Source organism: Paenibacillus sp. BK720 (assembly GCF_011761545.1).
In the GTDB taxonomy this organism is placed as follows: Bacteria; Bacillota; Bacilli; order Paenibacillales; family Paenibacillaceae; genus Pristimantibacillus.
Genome location: NZ_JAASRQ010000002.1, coordinates 709,816 through 727,441, shown reverse-complemented (window position 1 = coordinate 727,441; position 17,626 = coordinate 709,816). Strand labels below are relative to the sequence as shown.

General features: G+C 51.1%; 16 protein-coding genes. 2 read left to right on the top strand and 14 right to left on the bottom strand.

Annotated features, from left to right (window positions below; all coding sequences use genetic code 11):
• Nucleotides 1-33 precede the first annotated feature (33 nt).
• The 3 genes from FHT67_RS10130 to FHT67_RS10120 all read right to left on the bottom strand — a co-directional run bounded on the left by FHT67_RS10130 (nt 34) and on the right by FHT67_RS10120 (nt 4,108).
• On the bottom strand, nt 34-510 hold the full coding sequence (locus FHT67_RS10130) for a GNAT family N-acetyltransferase (protein ID WP_167197804.1): 477 nt from the start codon (nt 508-510) through the stop codon (nt 34-36).
• 124 nt (nt 511-634) lie between these two features.
• Nucleotides 635-1,864 (bottom strand): multidrug effflux MFS transporter, encoded by a 1,230-nt coding sequence (locus tag FHT67_RS10125; protein WP_167197801.1) that lies wholly within the window; start codon nt 1,862-1,864, stop codon nt 635-637.
• Between the two features lie 159 nt (nt 1,865-2,023).
• Entirely contained in the window at nt 2,024-4,108 is a 2,085-nt protein-coding gene (locus tag FHT67_RS10120; protein WP_167197798.1) for an alpha-L-rhamnosidase-related protein, read from the bottom strand.
• A gap of 99 nt (nt 4,109-4,207) precedes the next feature.
• Between FHT67_RS10120 and FHT67_RS10115 the strand changes: the two genes are divergently transcribed.
• On the top strand, nt 4,208-5,107 hold the full coding sequence (locus tag FHT67_RS10115) for an AraC family transcriptional regulator (RefSeq protein ID WP_167197795.1): 900 nt from the start codon (nt 4,208-4,210) through the stop codon (nt 5,105-5,107).
• 92 nt (nt 5,108-5,199) lie between these two features.
• Here FHT67_RS10115 and FHT67_RS10110 read toward each other — a convergent pair whose 3' ends face one another.
• Genes FHT67_RS10110 through FHT67_RS10100 form a run of 3 tightly spaced genes read right to left on the bottom strand, consistent with a single transcriptional unit; the run spans nt 5,200 to nt 7,872 of the window.
• Entirely contained in the window at nt 5,200-6,363 is a 1,164-nt protein-coding gene (locus FHT67_RS10110) for an MFS transporter (RefSeq protein ID WP_132305981.1), read from the bottom strand.
• A gap of 26 nt (nt 6,364-6,389) precedes the next feature.
• Nucleotides 6,390-6,785 carry a (R)-mandelonitrile lyase gene (locus FHT67_RS10105; protein WP_132305983.1) on the bottom strand — a complete coding sequence of 132 codons (396 nt, stop codon included), beginning with the start codon at nt 6,783-6,785 and terminating at the stop codon, nt 6,390-6,392.
• Between the two features lie 37 nt (nt 6,786-6,822).
• Nucleotides 6,823-7,872, bottom strand: a complete 1,050-nt coding sequence (locus FHT67_RS10100; RefSeq protein WP_167197792.1) for an NAD(P)-dependent alcohol dehydrogenase — start codon at nt 7,870-7,872, stop codon at nt 6,823-6,825.
• A 220-nt stretch (nt 7,873-8,092) separates the two neighbouring features.
• Here FHT67_RS10100 and FHT67_RS10095 point away from each other — a divergent pair, with 220 nt between their 5' ends.
• A complete protein-coding gene (locus tag FHT67_RS10095) occupies nt 8,093-8,650 on the top strand; it encodes a TetR/AcrR family transcriptional regulator (protein WP_167197789.1) in 558 nt (185 codons plus the stop codon).
• A gap of 68 nt (nt 8,651-8,718) precedes the next feature.
• Here the strand turns inward: FHT67_RS10095 and FHT67_RS10090 are convergent, their stop codons facing one another.
• The 8 genes from FHT67_RS10090 to FHT67_RS10055 form a co-directional block, all read right to left on the bottom strand.
• On the bottom strand, nt 8,719-9,435 hold the full coding sequence (locus FHT67_RS10090; protein ID WP_167197786.1) for a 3-ketoacyl-ACP reductase: 717 nt from the start codon (nt 9,433-9,435) through the stop codon (nt 8,719-8,721).
• Between the two features lie 201 nt (nt 9,436-9,636).
• Nucleotides 9,637-10,590, bottom strand: coding sequence for a phospho-N-acetylmuramoyl-pentapeptide-transferase (gene mraY, locus FHT67_RS10085; protein WP_167197782.1), 954 nt, complete (start codon nt 10,588-10,590; stop codon nt 9,637-9,639).
• 209 nt (nt 10,591-10,799) lie between these two features.
• A complete protein-coding gene (locus tag FHT67_RS10080) occupies nt 10,800-11,270 on the bottom strand; it encodes an NTTRR-F1 domain (protein WP_167197780.1) in 471 nt (156 codons plus the stop codon).
• Between the two features lie 175 nt (nt 11,271-11,445).
• Entirely contained in the window at nt 11,446-12,270 is an 825-nt protein-coding gene (locus FHT67_RS10075; protein WP_132305995.1) for a carbohydrate ABC transporter permease, read from the bottom strand.
• Nucleotides 12,267-13,151 carry a carbohydrate ABC transporter permease gene (locus FHT67_RS10070; RefSeq protein ID WP_167197777.1) on the bottom strand — a complete coding sequence of 295 codons (885 nt, stop codon included), beginning with the start codon at nt 13,149-13,151 and terminating at the stop codon, nt 12,267-12,269. Before FHT67_RS10070 ends, FHT67_RS10075 begins: the two co-directional genes overlap by 4 nt.
• A 96-nt stretch (nt 13,152-13,247) precedes the next feature.
• Complete coding sequence (locus tag FHT67_RS10065) at nt 13,248-14,594, bottom strand: ABC transporter substrate-binding protein (protein ID WP_167197774.1); 1,347 nt, start codon at nt 14,592-14,594, stop codon at nt 13,248-13,250.
• Nucleotides 14,595-14,753: 159 nt separating this feature from the next.
• Nucleotides 14,754-15,824, bottom strand: a complete 1,071-nt coding sequence (locus FHT67_RS10060) for a helix-turn-helix domain-containing protein (RefSeq protein ID WP_167197771.1) — start codon at nt 15,822-15,824, stop codon at nt 14,754-14,756.
• A complete protein-coding gene (locus FHT67_RS10055) occupies nt 15,821-17,614 on the bottom strand; it encodes a sensor histidine kinase (protein WP_167197770.1) in 1,794 nt (597 codons plus the stop codon). Before FHT67_RS10055 ends, FHT67_RS10060 begins: the two co-directional genes overlap by 4 nt.
• Nucleotides 17,615-17,626 lie beyond the last annotated feature (12 nt).

The following is a 17,626-nucleotide window of genomic DNA, read 5'->3' as shown; positions in this document are numbered from 1 at the left end:
CCGATGGTGGGGCTTTGTTTTTATGTCAATCCTTTAGTTGTAGGTCATCCAAACCGTACTCCCCACGACTTCGAACTGCTGTTTGAACCAAAAGTTTTGCGATTTATCGAGCGAATAGACATACATCTTTTTATTCGGGTATTTCGCTTTCAGCCAATTCATGAAGTACGCCGCATACCCTTTTCCTTCATGCTCCTTCAGCACATCCAAGGCTTCGATAAATATAAAGTTCGTCTCGTTCTTGATATCAATATAGAAATCCTTCTCCAGGTACCGTTCATCCGGGTGAAAATAATCCTTCTCCGCCTTCTGAATCAATTGGTTACCTTGCGCGTATTCCCGCACGACTGCGTATCCAACCATTTCTTCATCGTTCTCAATCAAATAAATCTCTTCCGGTAATTCCGACGGCTCCTTCCGGCTCAATTCTCCGGCATGATAACCCGAGCTTAACCCGCCTAACAGATCTTGTATTTCCTTATCGAACGGCTTTGTAATAATTGAAGGCATTTGTATCTCCCTTTTGCTGTTTCATCGTTATATCAGACTATAGTACGCAGCGATTATAGTCAAATCCTATCTGGTTAGCATATAAAAATCCCGATCAATCAAGATCGGGATGAATGCTTGGCTTTTATACGGCTTTTTGTCCTACCGTGTTTAGCTTAGGCGCACTCGTTCCTCCTCTGACGAGCAGGAAGTACGCGAGCATGGCCGCAATGCTTGTGATTAATATAATAATCCCCAGCGGAACCGCCGTATCTTCACCGGCGATGCCAACCAGCGGAGCGACAACCGCTCCCAGCAGGAAAGGAATAACGCCAAGCAGCGCAGCCGCGCTGCCCGCCTGATTAGCCTGACTCTCCATGGCAAGCGGGAATGCTGCCGTTGAGGTAATGCCAATCGAAGCTACGAAGATAAACAGCGGAATAACAAGCGTGAATAGCGGTCCATGAACAAGAGTGACCACTACAACGATCATGCTTGCCAATAAGGCAAGACACAGACCAAATAACAGCAAGCTGCGCTCAGATACGCGATGCGCCAGACGTCCGACGATTTGGGAGCCGATGATCAGGCTGACCCCGTTCGATCCGAACAGAAGAGCAAATACGGTTGGCGATACTCCGTAAATATTTTGGTAAATAAACGGCGTTCCGGATACATACGCAAAGACCCCTGCGATCATAATGCCTTGCGCCAGCATATAACCGACAAACTGGCGGTCCCGCAACAGCGAACCATAGTTGCGCAGCTGCTGCCCGAAATTCGAAGGGCTGCGGCGGTCGACCGGCAGCGTTTCTTTCAGGCTCCATTTGGTCACGGAAAGCAGGTAGATGCCAAGCACCGCCAGGAAGATAAAGACGCCAATCCAGGAGGTAACCGATAATACCCCGCTTCCGGCAACGGGAGCCACGAGAGGTCCCAAATTACCGACGAGCAAGAGCAGCGAGAAAAATCGGGTGAGCTCGTGACCGCTGTACAAATCGCGTACGATCGCGCGGGAAATAACAATGCCTGCCGAAGCGGCAGCGCCTTGAATAAAGCGGAATAGAATCAAAAGAACGATATTCGGCGAGAATGCGCAAGCGAGTGAGGATGCCACATAAAAGACCATCGAGATAAGCAGCGGAATACGTCTGCCATAGACATCGCTTAGCGAACCCATCACAAGCTGGCCGATGCCAAGCCCCAGCAGGCAGGCTGTGAGACTGAACTGAACAAGCGAAGCTGACGAGCCGAGCTGTTCCACAATTTCCGGGAACGCCGGCAGATACATATCAATCGTAAACGGGCCTAGCGTCGAGAATAACCCGAGCAGCAAGGCTTGGCGAATGAAATTCGATTTTTTGTTTGCATTCATTGCGAATAAGAATCTCCTATCTCCCTAGTCTGTTTTCTCTGTCTGTATCAAATGTGATTATACAACCAGGAGTTCACTCCAAGTCAAGAGAAATAAAAGTAAAGCAATCGCCGTGCACGAAAAGAAATTCCCGCCTGCGGGAGTTTCCACTTTCAAATCCTATGCCCGATATGTTACGCGGTAAGGCTTACCCGCCTCTACGGATATTTCAAAGGTCTTTTCCCCAATGCTTCTAATTTCGGCGTCCGGGCTTTCGGGAGTATGGCTGCTTGCAAAGGTCAGCACGCCAGAGCCGCTTGTGCTTTCCACTCGAATGCTGGTCGTATCCATCTTGACCGTGATTTGCCCTTCTCCAATCGGAACGGTCCCCTGCATATGCCGCAGCCCGCCTAGGTTCGGGCTGATGCGATAGGTTTCATAGCCGGGTGATGACGGAGTGATGCCCAAATAATATTTTCCGATCAAATAGATCGGGCCAGCCCCCCAGGCATGGCATAGACTTTTGCCAAATGGCATGCCATACATGCCGTAATGCTGATCGTCGGCAAGAGAAGGGTCGTACTCCTCCCAGAAGGACGTTGCTCCCAAATCCATCATGCCGCCCCAGTAAGACAGCATTTCCTTGCGCACCACATCCTGCTCGCCGCTTTCGCATAACACGGCTAGCTCATGGAACCGCATATAAGGAGTCCGAATTTGCGGAACCTCGGGATTCAGCATCACCTGACGAATAACGCTCGAACGTTGTTCTTCCGATAAATAACCGAAGGTCATCGCAAACATATTCGCATGCTTCGTGAGTATCGGCTTGGTTTCCCCATCGACCCGGTGATGCAGCAGCCCGCCTCTTTCGTTATCCCAGAATAAGGACAGCGTCTTATCCTTAAGCTCGGCCGCCAAGCGACCGTAATGGGAAGATGCTTCACGATCGCCTAGCAGGCCGGAAAACGTGCTCATCGCTTCCAGGCTCCGGGCCAATAAAATTTGCAGCGTACTTACGGCGCCCGTATTGGTCAAAGCCGCCCAATCCACAAATACCCAATCCTGCGGCCGGCCTTCGATAAATCCTTCTTCATTTCGCTGGTTTAAGCAAAACTCCATCAAGGTTGCGGCACGATCGTAATTTTGGCAGACGAAGGAAAAATCTCCCGTATACAGATAATAGTCGTAAAGAGAGACGAACCAATAGAGAGAGTAATCGACGATGGTGTTGAGATGCATAGTTAGTGGATCTTTCCCTCTCAAAGCGACAAGCGTCCTGCGCGTGACATCCAGATCGAAAAAGCTGTAGTAGTTCATCAGGAAAGCTTGGTAAGCATCGCCGGACCAGACCCAGCGGTCCCGCTTGATTCCGTCCAGGAAAAATTCTCGCGTATTCAAGTGCAGCGTATACAGCGACATTTTATAAATGTCATTTAGTTTAGCATCCGAGCATTCGAATGAGCTTCTGTATTGAACCGGCACATATTCGTAGAGCATCGATACCCGCTCCCACGTTACGCCCGGATCGGCGTGAATCCATACATACCGGAACGCCTTCGGCTCCTCCAGCGTGAATACGCCATCCACTTGCAATCCTCCCGCCTCTTCCGCCTCGAAAGCATCCAAGGTCACGCATTCTTCCGGCGAAAGCGCCTCGGCGATGGATTCACCGTAATAAACCTTTACCGAACCCCTGCCCGTCAGCTTATGAAAACGGAGGTAGCCGAAGGTTTCTTTGCCAAAATCAAGGAGCGGAGAGCCATCTTTCTCCATAACCGAGAGAGGCTCTTGGGGAGTAACCGCCAGTCGGAAGGCGGACGGTCTATTCTCCGGGGTATCAAACTTCCAGAAGCCGGCCGGCAGCCAATCATTCTGATAAGACGTCACTTCCCAAGTGGAATCCGATTGGATGGAGCGTCCCGCTACATAAATCGCCGGTATTTCCGTATCGTTAAACACGCTGACCGAAATTTCATGGCGGCCCGCAGGAAGCGTTATCCTTGAACGGCTGTAGCGGTAATTGTCTTTGCCGTCCAGGTAGAGAGAAAAGACGCCTTCCGCGGCAATCGTAATTTCCTCTTCATGTTCCAATTCATAGGTATATCGGAATTTAACATTGGAATAATGCCGGTCAAGCCGCCAATAAGCGGGATACGCAACCCCTCGGGCGGTGCGCTTTGCGGACATTTTCTCATGCAGCCTAATCTCGAAATCTCCGGGATACCAGATCCAGGCAGCCTTTTTCTTATCTTGCGAAACCATCGGTTAGCTTGCCCCTTTCGAATCGTTTACGTAAATTGTATAATAAGCAAAATATCCGAAAAGCAGGAACAAATGACATGATGCATAGGGGAAAATGACATGTTTGCTAACGATCGCAAAAAGGCGGGTAAAGCTCCCGCCCACCACTCCTCCATCGAGGAGCATTTCCATAATCAATTTCCTGTCTTTATTAACCGCTGGGAAGAGGGCTTCGATCTTAGGGAGCATGATCATGCCTATCTAGAAATCGTGTATGTCCTGTCGGGCGAGGGTTATCATTATGTGGCAGACGAAGTGAACAAAACGAGCAAGGGCAGCCTCTATATCATTCCGATAGGTACTTCCCATATTTTCCGGCCCAACGGAGCGTCCAAAAGTCTACTCGTCTATAACCTATGCATCCGCCCCGATTGGATCGGAAAGCTTAACCTATGGCTGTCTCCCTATTGCAGGGACACCGACGTATTTCATATTCTTGACGGCAAACCTGGGACGTATCTGTTTCTCCAGGATACTCCGTTGGAGTTTGCGCCATGGTTTGAACAGCTGCACCGGGAATTTACGGAGGAATCTTGGGGCTTTGAAACGACTATACTTGCCGGCCTGCTTCAGCTGCTGACTCGCATATCCAGGAAACTGAAAATGCAGGATGCCACTGGCAATCATACATCCGGCAGCACGAGACAAAGCGGGCTAGCCAGCTTACTGGACCATATTAATGAGCACCTGGCTGAAGCACTAAAGGTGGAACGGTTAGCGCAACAAGCCGGTATTAGCCAGCGGCACTTCATCCGATTGTTCCGGCAGCAAACCGGGATGGGGTTCTCCGAATACGTGCAGCACAAACGCGTAGAGTGGGCTTGCAGATTGTTGAGCGGTACCCGCCAATCGGTAGGCGAAATCGCCAAGCAGGTCGGTTACCAGGATCCCGCTCATTTCCGTGAGGTATTTCGGAAGGTTATGGGCATGACTCCAAGTCAATATAAACAATCAAATTAAATGTTTCCTGTAGAAATAAGGATCGCCACTCCTTTGAGAGACGATCCTTTATATTCGTGCCATGACGGCCGCAGCAGCGTCCTCTATTCTCTTTACATCGCTTTCGCCAAAGAGGAGGAGCTTCTCAGAAATACGGAAATAGAGCTTAACAGCAAAAATAGTAGTCCGCCAAACACAACGTATGGCGTACCGATTCCGGTAATAAAGAGGCCGCATATCGTTGCTCCAAAGGTTGTGCCTAAATTGGCCGATGTCAAAAATAATCCATTGGCGAACTCTGGCGCCTCCGGAGCAGCGGACGTTATCCAGTATTGATTGATATTCGCCCCGATACCCGCCACTATTCCCCAAGTTACAATAATGAAGAACATGGAAATGCCAAGCTGTCCCGCGGAAAACATAACGATATAAACCGCTCCTAGCGCGAAAGGGAAAATCGCTGCGCATTTATAGGCGTATGCTGCAAGAAGCTTTCCTGCCAAAAAGTTCCCGACTATATTGGCCGCACCGTAAAGGAATAACACAAGGCTAATGGTGTTCCAAGCCATATCCGCAACGGTTTCCAGATACTCGGCAAGATAACTATATACCCCGTACACGGCTCCGTTCATAAAGATAACGGCGGCGATAGACAGCCAGATGACCGATTTTTTCAGCACCCTCACTTGCGCCCCATAGGATGTTTTTTCTTTAACCGGCATAGCAGGCACAAAGAGCAGGGTTGCTAAAAACGCGAGCGTATTCACGACAGCAAGAAATATCATGGCTATGCTTAAGGACGCGGCATCGGCAATTAGACTAGTGACAGGCACGCCAAGAACCATGCCTGCCGATACTCCGATAAATATTTTTGAAACCGCCTTGGGGGCTTCTTCCTTGCTGACGGATGAAGCAGCTGCCGTAAAGGCTAGCGACACATATACCGGATGAAAAACGGCCGGAAACACCCGAGCAATTAATAACAGCGTAAAGTTGGACGTTGCCGCGGAAACCGCATTGCCCAGGATAAAGATAGCGAGCACAAGCAGCATCGTCGTCTTGCGATTCACGCGAGAAAACAATAATGGCGTAATTGGACCGGATACGGCAATAGCCAGCGCAAAAAGACTAACCGACAGCCCGGCGGCGGCGATGCTGACATCATAACGTTCGGCAATTAACGGCAATATCCCGATAACGCCCATCTCCGTGTTTAATATCCCAAAGACGCCTAATGCCAAAATAATAATCAGCCATTTATTCGGGTTTTCGGGCAATAGAAATCATCCTCATGTCGACCCGATCAGCCTTGATACTGATCATCGCTTACTTTTTCCAGCCATTCGACCGCCTTGCCGTCAAGACGTTCTTGAATGGCCATATGAGTCATCGCTGTCGTTGGGGAAGCGCCATGCCAATGCTTCTCGCCCGGCGGAAACCAGACGACGTCACCTGGATAAATTTCTTCAATCGGTCCTCCCCAGCGCTGAATTCGTCCACTGCCCGCGGTTACAATCAGCGTCTGGCCAAGTGGATGCGTATGCCATGCCGTCCTTGCTCCCGGCTCGAACGTCACGCTTGCTCCTGCAACGCGCGCAGGATCCGGTGCCTCAAACAGGGGATCGATACGTACCGTTCCCGTAAAATAATCAAAGGGTCCCTTCCCGGAAGGCTGAGAGCCAATTCTTTTGATTGTCATTTTTATAATGCCTCCATTGCTCTGTTTAATATAAGCTTTACTCGTTCATCATCGTGCCGATATCAATCACAAAACGGTACCGGACATCCGAAGCCAATACGCGCTCCCAAGCTTCATCAATCCGATTGGCCGAAATAACTTCAATTTCGGGAGTAATATTATGTTCAGCGCAAAAGTCCAGCATCTCCTGCGTTTCGCGGATTCCGCCGATTGACGAACCGGCAAACGAACGGCGCTGAGGGATCAGCGAGAATACTTGAACCGGCAGCGGCTCCGACGGAGCGCCAACATTAACCAAAGTACCGTCCACGGCCAGGAGCGAAAGGTACGCATTGATATCGATCTTCGCGCTTACCGTATTTACGATAAGGTCAAACGAACCGCTCAATTGCTTGAACGTCTCCGGATCGCTTGTCGCATAGTAATGATCCGCGCCAAGCTGCAAACCGTCTTCTTTTTTCTTCAGGGATTGCGATAACACCGTTACCTCTGCCTCCATGGCATGAGCAAGCTTCACGGCCATATGTCCGAGGCCGCCAAGTCCAACAACAGCGACCTTTTTGCCGGGACCGGCCCCCCAATGGCGCAGCGGCGAGTACGTTGTTATGCCTGCGCACAGAAGAGGAGCCGCAGCGTCAAGCGCCAACGCGTCGGGAATTTTAACCACGAACTCTTCTTTTACGACGATATGCGTAGAATATCCGCCTTGCGTATATTGCCCGTATCGGTCGATAGAGCCATAAGTGCCGGTCATTCCTTCCAGGCAATACTGCTCTTCCCCCTTGTGGCAGTTTGCGCATTTCCCGCAGGAATCAACCATGCAGCCTACTCCCACCCGGTCGCCAACGTTATGCCTGGTTACCTCCGAACCAACCTTCGCGACGATCCCTGCAATCTCGTGCCCCGGAACAAAAGGATATTGAACGGGCCCCCATTCGCCCCTGGCCGAATGGATATCGGAGTGGCAAATTCCGGCATACTTAATTTCAATGAGGACATCGTGAGGCTGAAGCTCCCTGCGTTCGATAGCCGTCAATTGAAATGAACCTTCCGAACTAAATGTTGCTCGTGCATTTACAGTAATCATGATTAACCTCCCGGTAGATTGGTTTCACGTGAAATTGGTATATGAAAAATAATCATTCAACATGAACTGGATAAACAAAAATAATTGTTTAATCAACTCATGTTCATTATTATATAGCTTAAAGAAACGCATTCAATGGTTAAAAAATCGGGATATGTTGATATATCAACATATAGAGCAAAAATGTTAATTATCTTGCAAAGGCCAGGTGACTATTTTCATGCCCAAAGCAGATCGGAGAATTCTAAAAACGCAGGAATCCTTAAAATCCGCGGTTATCGATCTAATGTCCGAAAAAAGCTTCGACGAAATTACGATTCAGGATATCGCGGACCGGGCAAATCTAAACCGCGGAACGATATACCTGCACTATCAGGACAAATACGACTTATTGGATAAACTCATTGAAACGCATCTGAACGAATTGGGAGAAATGGATAAATGGGCATGCGAAATGGCTTGGACCGATGCCTTGGTGCCTTATTTTAAATATTTCGAGGAAAATTATTTGTTTTTCTCCACTATGCTGGCGAGCAAAGAAGCAAAAGGCGCTCCTTCGTCCTTCAGAACCCGGCTTCTCGACTCTTTTATGGAAGGCTTTAAAGGCGAGATTGACAGAGAAAGCAACAGAAATGCGGATTTAAGCGATGAAGTTATGCTGCAATACGCCGGCACGGCCTATGTAGGGATAATTGAGTGGTGGATCAGGAATGGAATGCCTCATCCGCCGGAAGTTATGGCGAAGCAGGTTGGGGTTCTGCTGGAACGAAGTCTCTAGAAGATTGCAAAGAACATTAAAAAAGCCCCTATCGGAGCTTTTTAATGTTCTTTCGCTTTGCGCCGGTTTTACGGATTTGTCGACCACAGACCGGCATGCTTCAATACAACGCGAGGGTGCAGCTTCAATTGCGCGACGATCAAGTCCGCCAAGTCTTCCGGCTGCATAACCTTCTCCGGGTTGCCGTCCGTCAGCTTGAGCTCCAATGCCATATCCGTTGCGACTGTGCTTGGAGTTAACGTCGTTACGCGAATGTTTTTCTTCCGAACCTCAAGCATTAAAGATTCGCTTAACCCAATAACGGCGGCTTTCGATGCGGTATACGCGCTTGTGAGCGGTGCTCCTCTTTGACCCGCCGTGGACGCAATGTTCACGATATCGCCAGTGTTCCGTTCCATCATTTCCGGCAATACCGCGCGGGTGGCGTAGTACACGCCTTTAACGTTGACATCGATAATCTTCGTCCATTCTTCCGGCGTTAGCTCCATAAAGCCGCCGAATTTGCTGATTCCGGCATTGTTAACGAGAATATCGATGGCGCCCAGCTCTCCGCGAATGGATTCGACTGCCGCAGTAACGGAAGCCAGATCGGCCACGTCGGCTGTCGAAACCGCTGTCTTCACGTCGTACGGCTTAAGCTCTTCCGCTACCTTTTGCAAGTTTTCCAGCGAGCGTCCTATTAGTCCGACGTGAATGCCCTCTTGCGCAAACGCAATGGCTGTCGCACGCCCGATACCGCGTCCCGCTCCGGTGATTATTGCTACTTTTCCTGCTACGGATTGCATAGTTCTCGCTCCTTTAATTCCGGTATGTAAAGTTCGCTACACACCATATTTTAGCACAGCCGCACATGTTTAACGAACCTGATACCGCAGCTTTTGGAATGCTTGTTTTCATGATCCCGGTTGCAGCGCGAAAGACTTTCTTTCGAAACGGTGCATCCTTGGCTAATTTCCTCGAAAGTCTGGCTTGATTTCTCAAGCTCTTCATCGCAGGTACTTCCATAAGATCCAAGAGAGCATTGCGGATATCCAGGATACAAATCCGAAAATCATGACGATCTTATTCTCGCTCCAGCCATATTTCAAGCTGAAATGGTAGTGAATCGGAGCCATCCGGAATAGTCTTTTTTTCGTTCTCTTGTAATACCAGACCTGCAGCATAACCGAAAGCTGTTCCGCTAAATAGACTGAAAATAATAGCGGAATAAGAATTTCAACCTTTTCGATAACAGCTAGAAAGGTTAGCGAGCCCCCAATCGCAAGCGAGCCGGTATCGCCCATAAAAGCTTTGGCGGGATAAATATTGTACAAGAATAACCCCAGCAGGCAGCCAATCATGACTAACGAGAAGGTCTTGATTTCTGTTTTGTCCGAAATCATAAAGAAGAAAAAATAGGTTGGAATCGAGACGTTAATCAACAGCCCGTCGAGCCCGTCCGTAAAGTTGATCGCATTCGCGGAGCCGACAATAAACAGCATCGCGAGAATCAGGTATACCCACACCGGCAGGTGAATCGCTAAGTCATAAAACAGCAGAATATCGGAGCTCAAATGAAATTGAGTCAATAAAATATACAGTAATAGAATCGTAAACGCAAACTGGAATACCAGCTTTGTTTTCCCCGAAATGCCTGAAGGATCTTGAAAGGCCGCCTTCTTCATATCATCCATAAAGCCTACCAGGCTAAACAGCACAAACGTTGCTCCCAGAAACAGCACAAGCGGACTTGGATAAAAATAGACCGAGGTAAACACGCCGGTCAGCAGAATGAGTCCAGCCATTAGAGGCGTGCCGCGTTTAGCCTGGTGATCCGCCGGCAGCTCAACCCGAATAGGCTGAAGCAGCTTCAGGCTGCGCAGCCCCCATATCAAGACAGGAGTAAACACCGTCACAAAGACAAACGAAATACTTAATGCAACAAGTAACGAAGTATCCACCGCAGTCTCTCTCCCCCAACCGCTTACATGCTTATCCAATATTTTACTCCTGCCTCTTTTCCTCTACAATGACTCGTCAATGATAATTGCATTATAAAAACTTCTACGCAAATAAAAAGGGAAGAACAGGACGCACCTGTTTCTTCCCTTTTTGCTTGCGCGGCCCTGTTTAGGACAGGATGCATGTCGCATTTGATTTAGCAAGATATTCAAAGGCTGTTGAGCAGCTGGACATCATCGACGAGCAGGTCCGCCGAATTAGCCAGCAAACCGGTCGTAATGAAAATTTGAGCCACGGTCGCTCCCGGGAAGGCAGGTTCCACATTGAAGTAGGCGGCCTTCCAGTTATTCGCCGTGCCGTCCGGCAGACGGGAAGGAATCGTGGCTAAAAGTCCCGTATTCTGATAGACGAGCCCGGTCGTGAAGTAAAAGACCCCGATAATGACGGACGGTCCGAGACCGGAGCCGTTCTTCGACAGCGAGACCATCAGCTCGAAGTTGTTGCTGTCGGGTACGCTAACGAGCTTATAGATATAGGAGCCGGACGTCCCTCCCGCAACCTGTGCGGAGTTCGAGCCGGTCTGGCTGTAGGTCGAGTTGAGAGTTACTGTCCCGGAGGTCACCCACCCCGTAAGTCCCGATTCGAATCCGCTGTTCGCGACGTAATTTATGATGCTCATCGCCTGTTTCCCCCTCATAGATGGATTGTGAAGCTATCTCATTCTATGAGGGCTTGTTCGCCTTGGTTCTTCCAATGGCCTGTCCGGAGGCCCATTTCATAGAGTTACAAGAAAGAAATTTTCCGCATCATTCTTGTTTATTCAGGGCTTTCTCTTTGTATTTGCATCATTCGTTTTACCCTTTGACCGCCCCTTCGGTAATGCCTTGGATGATCCACCGCTGGAAAAACGCGAAGATCAGGACGATCGGAATGGACGAAAGAATCAGCGATGCAAGAATCAGCGCCCAGTCCCGGCTGTATTTGCCGAAGAACATATTGATCGTCAATACGAGCGTATACTGGCGATAATCGTTCAACAGCAGCACCGGCAGCAGGAAGTCGTTCCACAGCCAGAGTAGATTCAGCACAACGATGGTAAACGTGATCGGCAAGAGCAACGGAAAAATGATCAGGAAGAACCCTTTCCATTCGCCGCAGCCGTCCATGCTGGCCGATTCGTCCAGCTCCCGGGGAATGCCTTTAACGAAACCGTGATAGAGGAAAATGGCCATGTTGACGCCAAGCCCGGCGCATACGACACCGAGACCAAACGGTGAACCCTGAAGCCCGAGATCGCGGGCCATCTTCGTCAGCGTAACCATGATCGTCTGAAACGGAATGAGCATGGACGCTACGAACAGCATGAAGATCCAGCTGCTGAGACGGCTTCGCGTGCGCGACAGCTTATAACCAGCCAGGGAACTGCACGCAACGATGCCGACTATGCCCGTTACGGTCACAACGACGGTATTCCAGCCGCTTCGGAGCATGTTTGCCTTCTTGAAGGCATCGGTGTAATTATCCAGTTTCCATGCTGACGGCAAACCTAACACGGAGTTGTATACCTCGCCTTCCGTCTTGAACGAATTGACGATGGCCATATAGATGGGAAAGAGGAAGTAAACAGCCAGTACCGCAAGCACGAACCAGGCCAGAACCGGATAGAGTCGTCTGCTCATGCTTCCACCTCGCGCTTCTTCATGACCGACACTTGAATCATGGTGATGACGAGAATTATCAGAAATAGAATGATCGCTTTGGCGCTGGCATAGCCGTATCGGTTGTTTCCTTGGTACGCTTCCTCGAGAATGTTCATCGTAATAACCTGCGTTCCCCGTCCCGGGCCTCCGCCGGTTAAGGCGTAGACCAGATCATATACCTTAAACGAGCTGTTTAAGGTCAAGAAGATGCAGATCGTCAGCGCGTGGGCGATTAACGGCAGCGTGATGTACCGGAGCATACGGAAAGGCGTCGCCCCGTCGATGATGGCCGCTTCCTTCAGATGCGAGGGAATCCCCTGGATCGCCGACATGTAAATCAACATCAGAGTGCCGACCCCGCCCCATAAGGACACTAGCAGAATCGACCAGAAGGATACCTGGGGATCGCCAAGCCAGGACAGATCGAGGAATTTAAATACGGCGTATTCGGATAGGGCCGGAATAACCTTCGAGAAGACGAATACCCACATAAACGTACTGATAATGACGCTGAGCATGTTCGGCATGAAGAAAATGGTCCGGAACAGCCCTTTGCCCCGCGTACGGGATTCGATGAGCATCGCCAGCAGCAGGGCGAGTACGTTCTGGAAGACGACCGCGAAGATTACGTACTTGGCGGTGAACCAAATGGCCGAGCGGAAATAGCGGTCATCCCGCAGCGCCTCGACGAAATTTTGAATGCCCACAAAATCGTAGGTCTTGTTCAGTCCGTTCCAATCCGTGAAGCTGTAGTAAGAGCCTTGGAGCATCGGAATAACCAGAAAAAGCAGATAAAGCACGAAGGCGGGCAGCACGAACAAAATGAGCGACAAGGTCGCTTTATATCGTCGGCTCGTCATGATTGCATTCACTCCTTGGGAAGACATGCCCTGCTCCCGCCTGACCCAAGGGGCCTTGCGGAAACAGGATACGCTCGTTTTGATCCTGGCTTCGAGTTACTTGGCGGCTGCCGCGTTAGCTTCCTTCCATGCCTTGTCCAATTGCTTGATAACGTCTTCCTTGGACAGCTTCTTGTCAAAGTAGGATTGCAGCGCTTTGCCCGACTCGTCTTTAACCGCGGATGGAATCGCAGGGTCCCTGTAGGATTGGCCTTTGTTCACGTAAACGGCGGCGTCTTCTACCCAAGGGTAAGGTTTAAAGGTATGGTTCTTGGAAACCGGATTGAATTTCAGGCTTTGGTACAGATCGTTTGATGCTTGGTCGTCGAGGATGAAGTTGAGCAGGTCGATCGCGACCTCCTTGTTCTTGCTGGTCGGGGGCACGGACAGTGCCGTAGACACGGATACGTTAATGCGCAGCGAAGCCGGATCGTCGTTAATCGGCAGCGGCGCGACGCCGAATTCTGCCTTGTCATTCATTTTCAGGATGCTGTCCGCATCCCACGGGCCTTGCACCCACATTGCCGCTTTGCCATTCGCGAAGTCGGCAGCGCCATCGTCGTTGCCTTTCTCGAATGCCCGATCCGTGCCATTCGCGTTGACAAGATCAATGATGTCGAACATTTCCTTAATGTCGGCGAAGCTGCCTTGGTCAGTGTTCATTTTATCCATGAAGTCCGGGTGGCTGCTGTTGACGAGGCCGCCTACCGTCAGCGGCAGGAACAATTGCGGAATCCAGCTTTCCTTGTAGCTGAGCAGGAACGGCGTCACCTTGTTGTCCTTCAGCTTCTGCACAACCGCTTTCATTTCGGTCAGCGTGTTAGGCGGCGTGATGCCGAGATCGCTAAAGATCTTCTTGTTATACAGGTAGCCCCACGACAAACTTTCCATAGGCACCGCAACGACCTTGCCGTCCATGGAAACGAGTTCCTTGATGCCGTCGATAAGCTTGCCCGCCAGCGGCTGGTCGGACAAGTCCGTCAAATAGCCGGCCTTGTAGAAGGTAGGCATATCATTGCCCGCATGAAGGCTGAATACATCCGGTACGTCACCCGTGGCGAGACGGGTTTTCAAGATTTGAGGAGCGTTGTCCGCGCCCGGATACTCGGAGTTGAACGTGACTTCAATGTTTTTCTCGGCCTTCTCTTTCTCCGCGAATTTCTCGAAATAGCCGTCGAACTGATCGCGGAATCGGTCTAGACCGCCGAGGAAGATCTTCAGCTCTACTTTCTTCGGAGCTCCCGAAGGTTTGTTGTCGGCCGCCGTATTTGAAGGAGCATCATTCGCCCCGCTTGCTTGCGTGTTCCCGGCTCCCTCTCCGTTATTCGAGTTGCCTCCACCGGAGCAGGCTGCCGTTAGTCCCAATATTGTAACCGCTGTCAAGATCGAAATCGTTTTCTTCATTTCAAGACCTCCCTAAGTATGGATAACGCTTACATCATGAGTATAACGGGAGACAGCACCTTTGGCATTGGACCGCATTTGCGTGATTTTATGGACGATATTGATATTAGAAGGTTGATCGATGCGCTATATGACCCTGTCCGGCCTACCAGTTCGCCATCACGGCTCCTCCGTTTCCCGTCTCGCCTGCGCAGGCGTTATACCCGTCACTTTTTTGAAAATGCGGTGAAAATAGGTCAGGTCGGAATAACCAACCGCTTCCGCCGCGCTTTTGATCGAAACGGAGGACCGCAGCAGCCGGTTAGCCTCTTCAACCCGCTTCATAACGATGTAGTCCATGACCGTTGAGCCTGTCGCCTGCTTGAATGTCCGCGCCAGATGCTCCTTGCTGACGAAGTAGAGGCTCGCGATCGACTCCAGCGTAATCGGCTCCGCGTACGAACGGTTGAGGAACTGGCGGATATGCTCGATATCGAGGCGATGCTTGCTTTGGCGCGACTGAATCGTCTGCTCCAATACCGCTCCGTACGAGGAGCGGAGCATGCCGATCCACTGCTCGAGCGGCGTGAAATCGGTGACGAAGAACGATGCTGCCTGCTCCGGAAGCGCCGTGGCGGAATCGATGCCGGCTTTCGCCATCAGTTCGTCCAGCAGCAGCATGAAATGCTTGTAAAGTAAATGATGCAGACCAGGGGCGGGCGTTGCCTGCGATCCCAGCAGTGCTTCAAGCGCCTCGAACGACTCGCGGACAGCCTCGGCCCGCAGCTCCTGAAACTGCCGCGAGATCTGCTCCTTATATTCGGTCACGACACTCATGACGTCCTTGTTCATGGGCTGCGCGGCATGAAGACCCCGTGCGATTCGCAGCTCCGATACAGCCTTTTCCAGCGCCCGGTTCAATTCCTCAGCCTGCACGGGCTTCAGGATATATTCATCCACTCTGGAGAGAATCGCTTGCTTCGTGTACGCGAAATCGTCGAAGCCGCTGATGACGATTTTCCTTATGAAGGGATAATCCACCGTCAGCTTCTTCAGCAGCTCCGCGCCGTCCATACCGCGCATTCGCATGTCCGTGATCACGATGTCCGGATGGATCTGATCGATAATCCGCAGCCCGCTTAATCCCTCTTCCGCTTCTTCCACCTGGTTAATCCCGAATCGTTCCCAATCCGCGAGCCGCTTAATGCTGTCGCGCGTCCAGAATTCATCGTCGATGATTACCGCCTTCATGTCTTCTCCCCCTCTTCGTGCGCGGGAATGAGCAGCTTAACGGTTGTTCCCGCCTTCCATTCACTTGAGATAAACAGTCCGTATTCGTCGCCGAACAGCAGCTTAATCCGAGCGTTGACGTTGCTTATCCCCATACTTTCTCCGTTCTCCTGCCCGTCCGCGGGCTGGCTGAGCTGACGGCGGATGTCGGCCAGTCGCGATTCTTCGATGCCTATGCCGTTGTCGGCGATGCTGATTTCAATCTCGTCCAGCACCTTCTCTACCCGAATCGTTATCGACCAGGCATCCATTTTCCCCTCCAGCCCGTGAAAGAAGCAGTTCTCCACGATCGGCTGAAGCGAGAATTTCGGAATTGTGCAGCCCAGGCATTCCTCGTCCGCGTCGATCCGAACCTCGATCATGCTCTGGAAGCGCAGCTTTTGGATCTGCAGGTAGTTCCGCGCATGCTCCAGCTCGTCCGCGACCGTAACGAGGTCCGATTTCATTCGGATCGTATAACGGAACAAATCGCTAATCGCTCGGACATGCTCATTAATCTCCGGTACGTTCCTGGACAACGCGATGCCTCCGATCGCCTGCAGCGCGTTATGCAAAAAATGCGGATTGATCTGCGCCTGCATCGCTTTTACCTGAGCCGTTCGTTTCTCAATCGTGGCCTTGTACTCCGTCTGGATCAGCTCTTTAATCCGGCCAAGCATCGAATTGAACCGGCGCTCCAGCGTGCCGATCTCGTCGCTTCTCGGTTCCCGGATGTCCACCTCAAAATTTTGAATTTCGACGGCCTTCATCGACTGCGTAAGTCTAATGATCGGCCGGGTCGTGATGTACGCGATCAGCACCGAAGCCGCAATCGCGACGATCGCGAACGCCAGCGCCGTGATCAGGCTGAAATTCAGCGTTGAAGACGCTCCTTCGGTTACGTATTCCATCGGAATAAATTTTACGATCCAGACTTGTCCCGACACGCTTGGCTGATAGAACAGGAAGCCCCGCTTCGATTCCGTATAGCCTTGACCGCCGGGTCCGGCAAGTGCCGCCTTCACCGTCTCCGGTTCGGTGGCGATCCGTTCGGAATACGGATTGTACATGACGTTGCCGTTCGCATCCGCCACGAACACCTCGCTGTTCGACTCCGAGTGGACCATGTCGAGCACGCTGTTCATCATTTTCCACCGCACCTCGAGCTTGACGCCCCCTAGCACCTCCCGGTCCGGGAACCGGTTCATGCTCCTTACAATGGAGAAGGTGTTCTTCCCGTTGTTAAGCAATAAATTCAAGCTCTCGTGCGACCGCCCGATCGCCCCCCAATCCACCTGCGGCGTCTTCAAACGATCGGTCGAGATACCCGCGTCCTTATCGACGACGTAGAGGCGATTTTGAGATTTCAGATACAGCGCAACCTGCGCAATGTTCTTGTTGTTGGCGCTGTACAACGACTTCAGCCTGTCGATCGTATATTGGTTTACGAACGAAGGCGTGCCCTCGCTCTGAACCGCGCCGTCGTTCGCGTTCGGGAACAACGTGCTGTCAAGAAGAAGCGAATAGGAAACTGCCTGCAGCTGATCGAATTTCTCGTCGAAATATTTAGCCGCCCATTCCATTCGGGATTCATTCGACCGGATGACCTCCGAGGCGAGCGAATGCTTGGTCGTCTTCGTGGCGAACAGCGTGACGAGCGACAGCGGCAGCACGGCGATCAGCACCATGAGCAGCATAAGCTTGTACCGAAGGCTGATTTGAAACGGGCGGACGATTCCCCGCAAAGCATGACTGACCCACTTGATCCTCATCGGCATCCCCTC

Coding starts and splice junctions, on each gene's coding strand:
- FHT67_RS10130 (WP_167197804.1), bottom strand. CDS start 510: ATGCCTTCAATTATTACAAAGCCGTTCGATAAGGAAATACAAGATCTG.
- FHT67_RS10125 (WP_167197801.1), bottom strand. CDS start 1,864: ATGAATGCAAACAAAAAATCGAATTTCATTCGCCAAGCCTTGCTGCTC.
- FHT67_RS10120 (WP_167197798.1), bottom strand. CDS start 4,108: ATGGTTTCGCAAGATAAGAAAAAGGCTGCCTGGATCTGGTATCCCGGA.
- FHT67_RS10115 (WP_167197795.1), top strand. CDS start 4,208: ATGTTTGCTAACGATCGCAAAAAGGCGGGTAAAGCTCCCGCCCACCAC.
- FHT67_RS10105 (WP_132305983.1), bottom strand. CDS start 6,785: ATGACAATCAAAAGAATTGGCTCTCAGCCTTCCGGGAAGGGACCCTTT.
- FHT67_RS10100 (WP_167197792.1), bottom strand. CDS start 7,872: ATGATTACTGTAAATGCACGAGCAACATTTAGTTCGGAAGGTTCATTT.
- FHT67_RS10095 (WP_167197789.1), top strand. CDS start 8,093: ATGCCCAAAGCAGATCGGAGAATTCTAAAAACGCAGGAATCCTTAAAA.
- FHT67_RS10090 (WP_167197786.1), bottom strand. CDS start 9,435: ATGCAATCCGTAGCAGGAAAAGTAGCAATAATCACCGGAGCGGGACGC.
- FHT67_RS10080 (WP_167197780.1), bottom strand. CDS start 11,270: ATGAGCATCATAAATTACGTCGCGAACAGCGGATTCGAATCGGGACTT.
- FHT67_RS10075 (WP_132305995.1), bottom strand. CDS start 12,270: ATGAGCAGACGACTCTATCCGGTTCTGGCCTGGTTCGTGCTTGCGGTA.
- FHT67_RS10070 (WP_167197777.1), bottom strand. CDS start 13,151: ATGACGAGCCGACGATATAAAGCGACCTTGTCGCTCATTTTGTTCGTG.
- FHT67_RS10065 (WP_167197774.1), bottom strand. CDS start 14,594: ATGAAGAAAACGATTTCGATCTTGACAGCGGTTACAATATTGGGACTA.
- FHT67_RS10060 (WP_167197771.1), bottom strand. CDS start 15,824: ATGAAGGCGGTAATCATCGACGATGAATTCTGGACGCGCGACAGCATT.
- FHT67_RS10055 (WP_167197770.1), bottom strand. CDS start 17,614: ATGAGGATCAAGTGGGTCAGTCATGCTTTGCGGGGAATCGTCCGCCCG.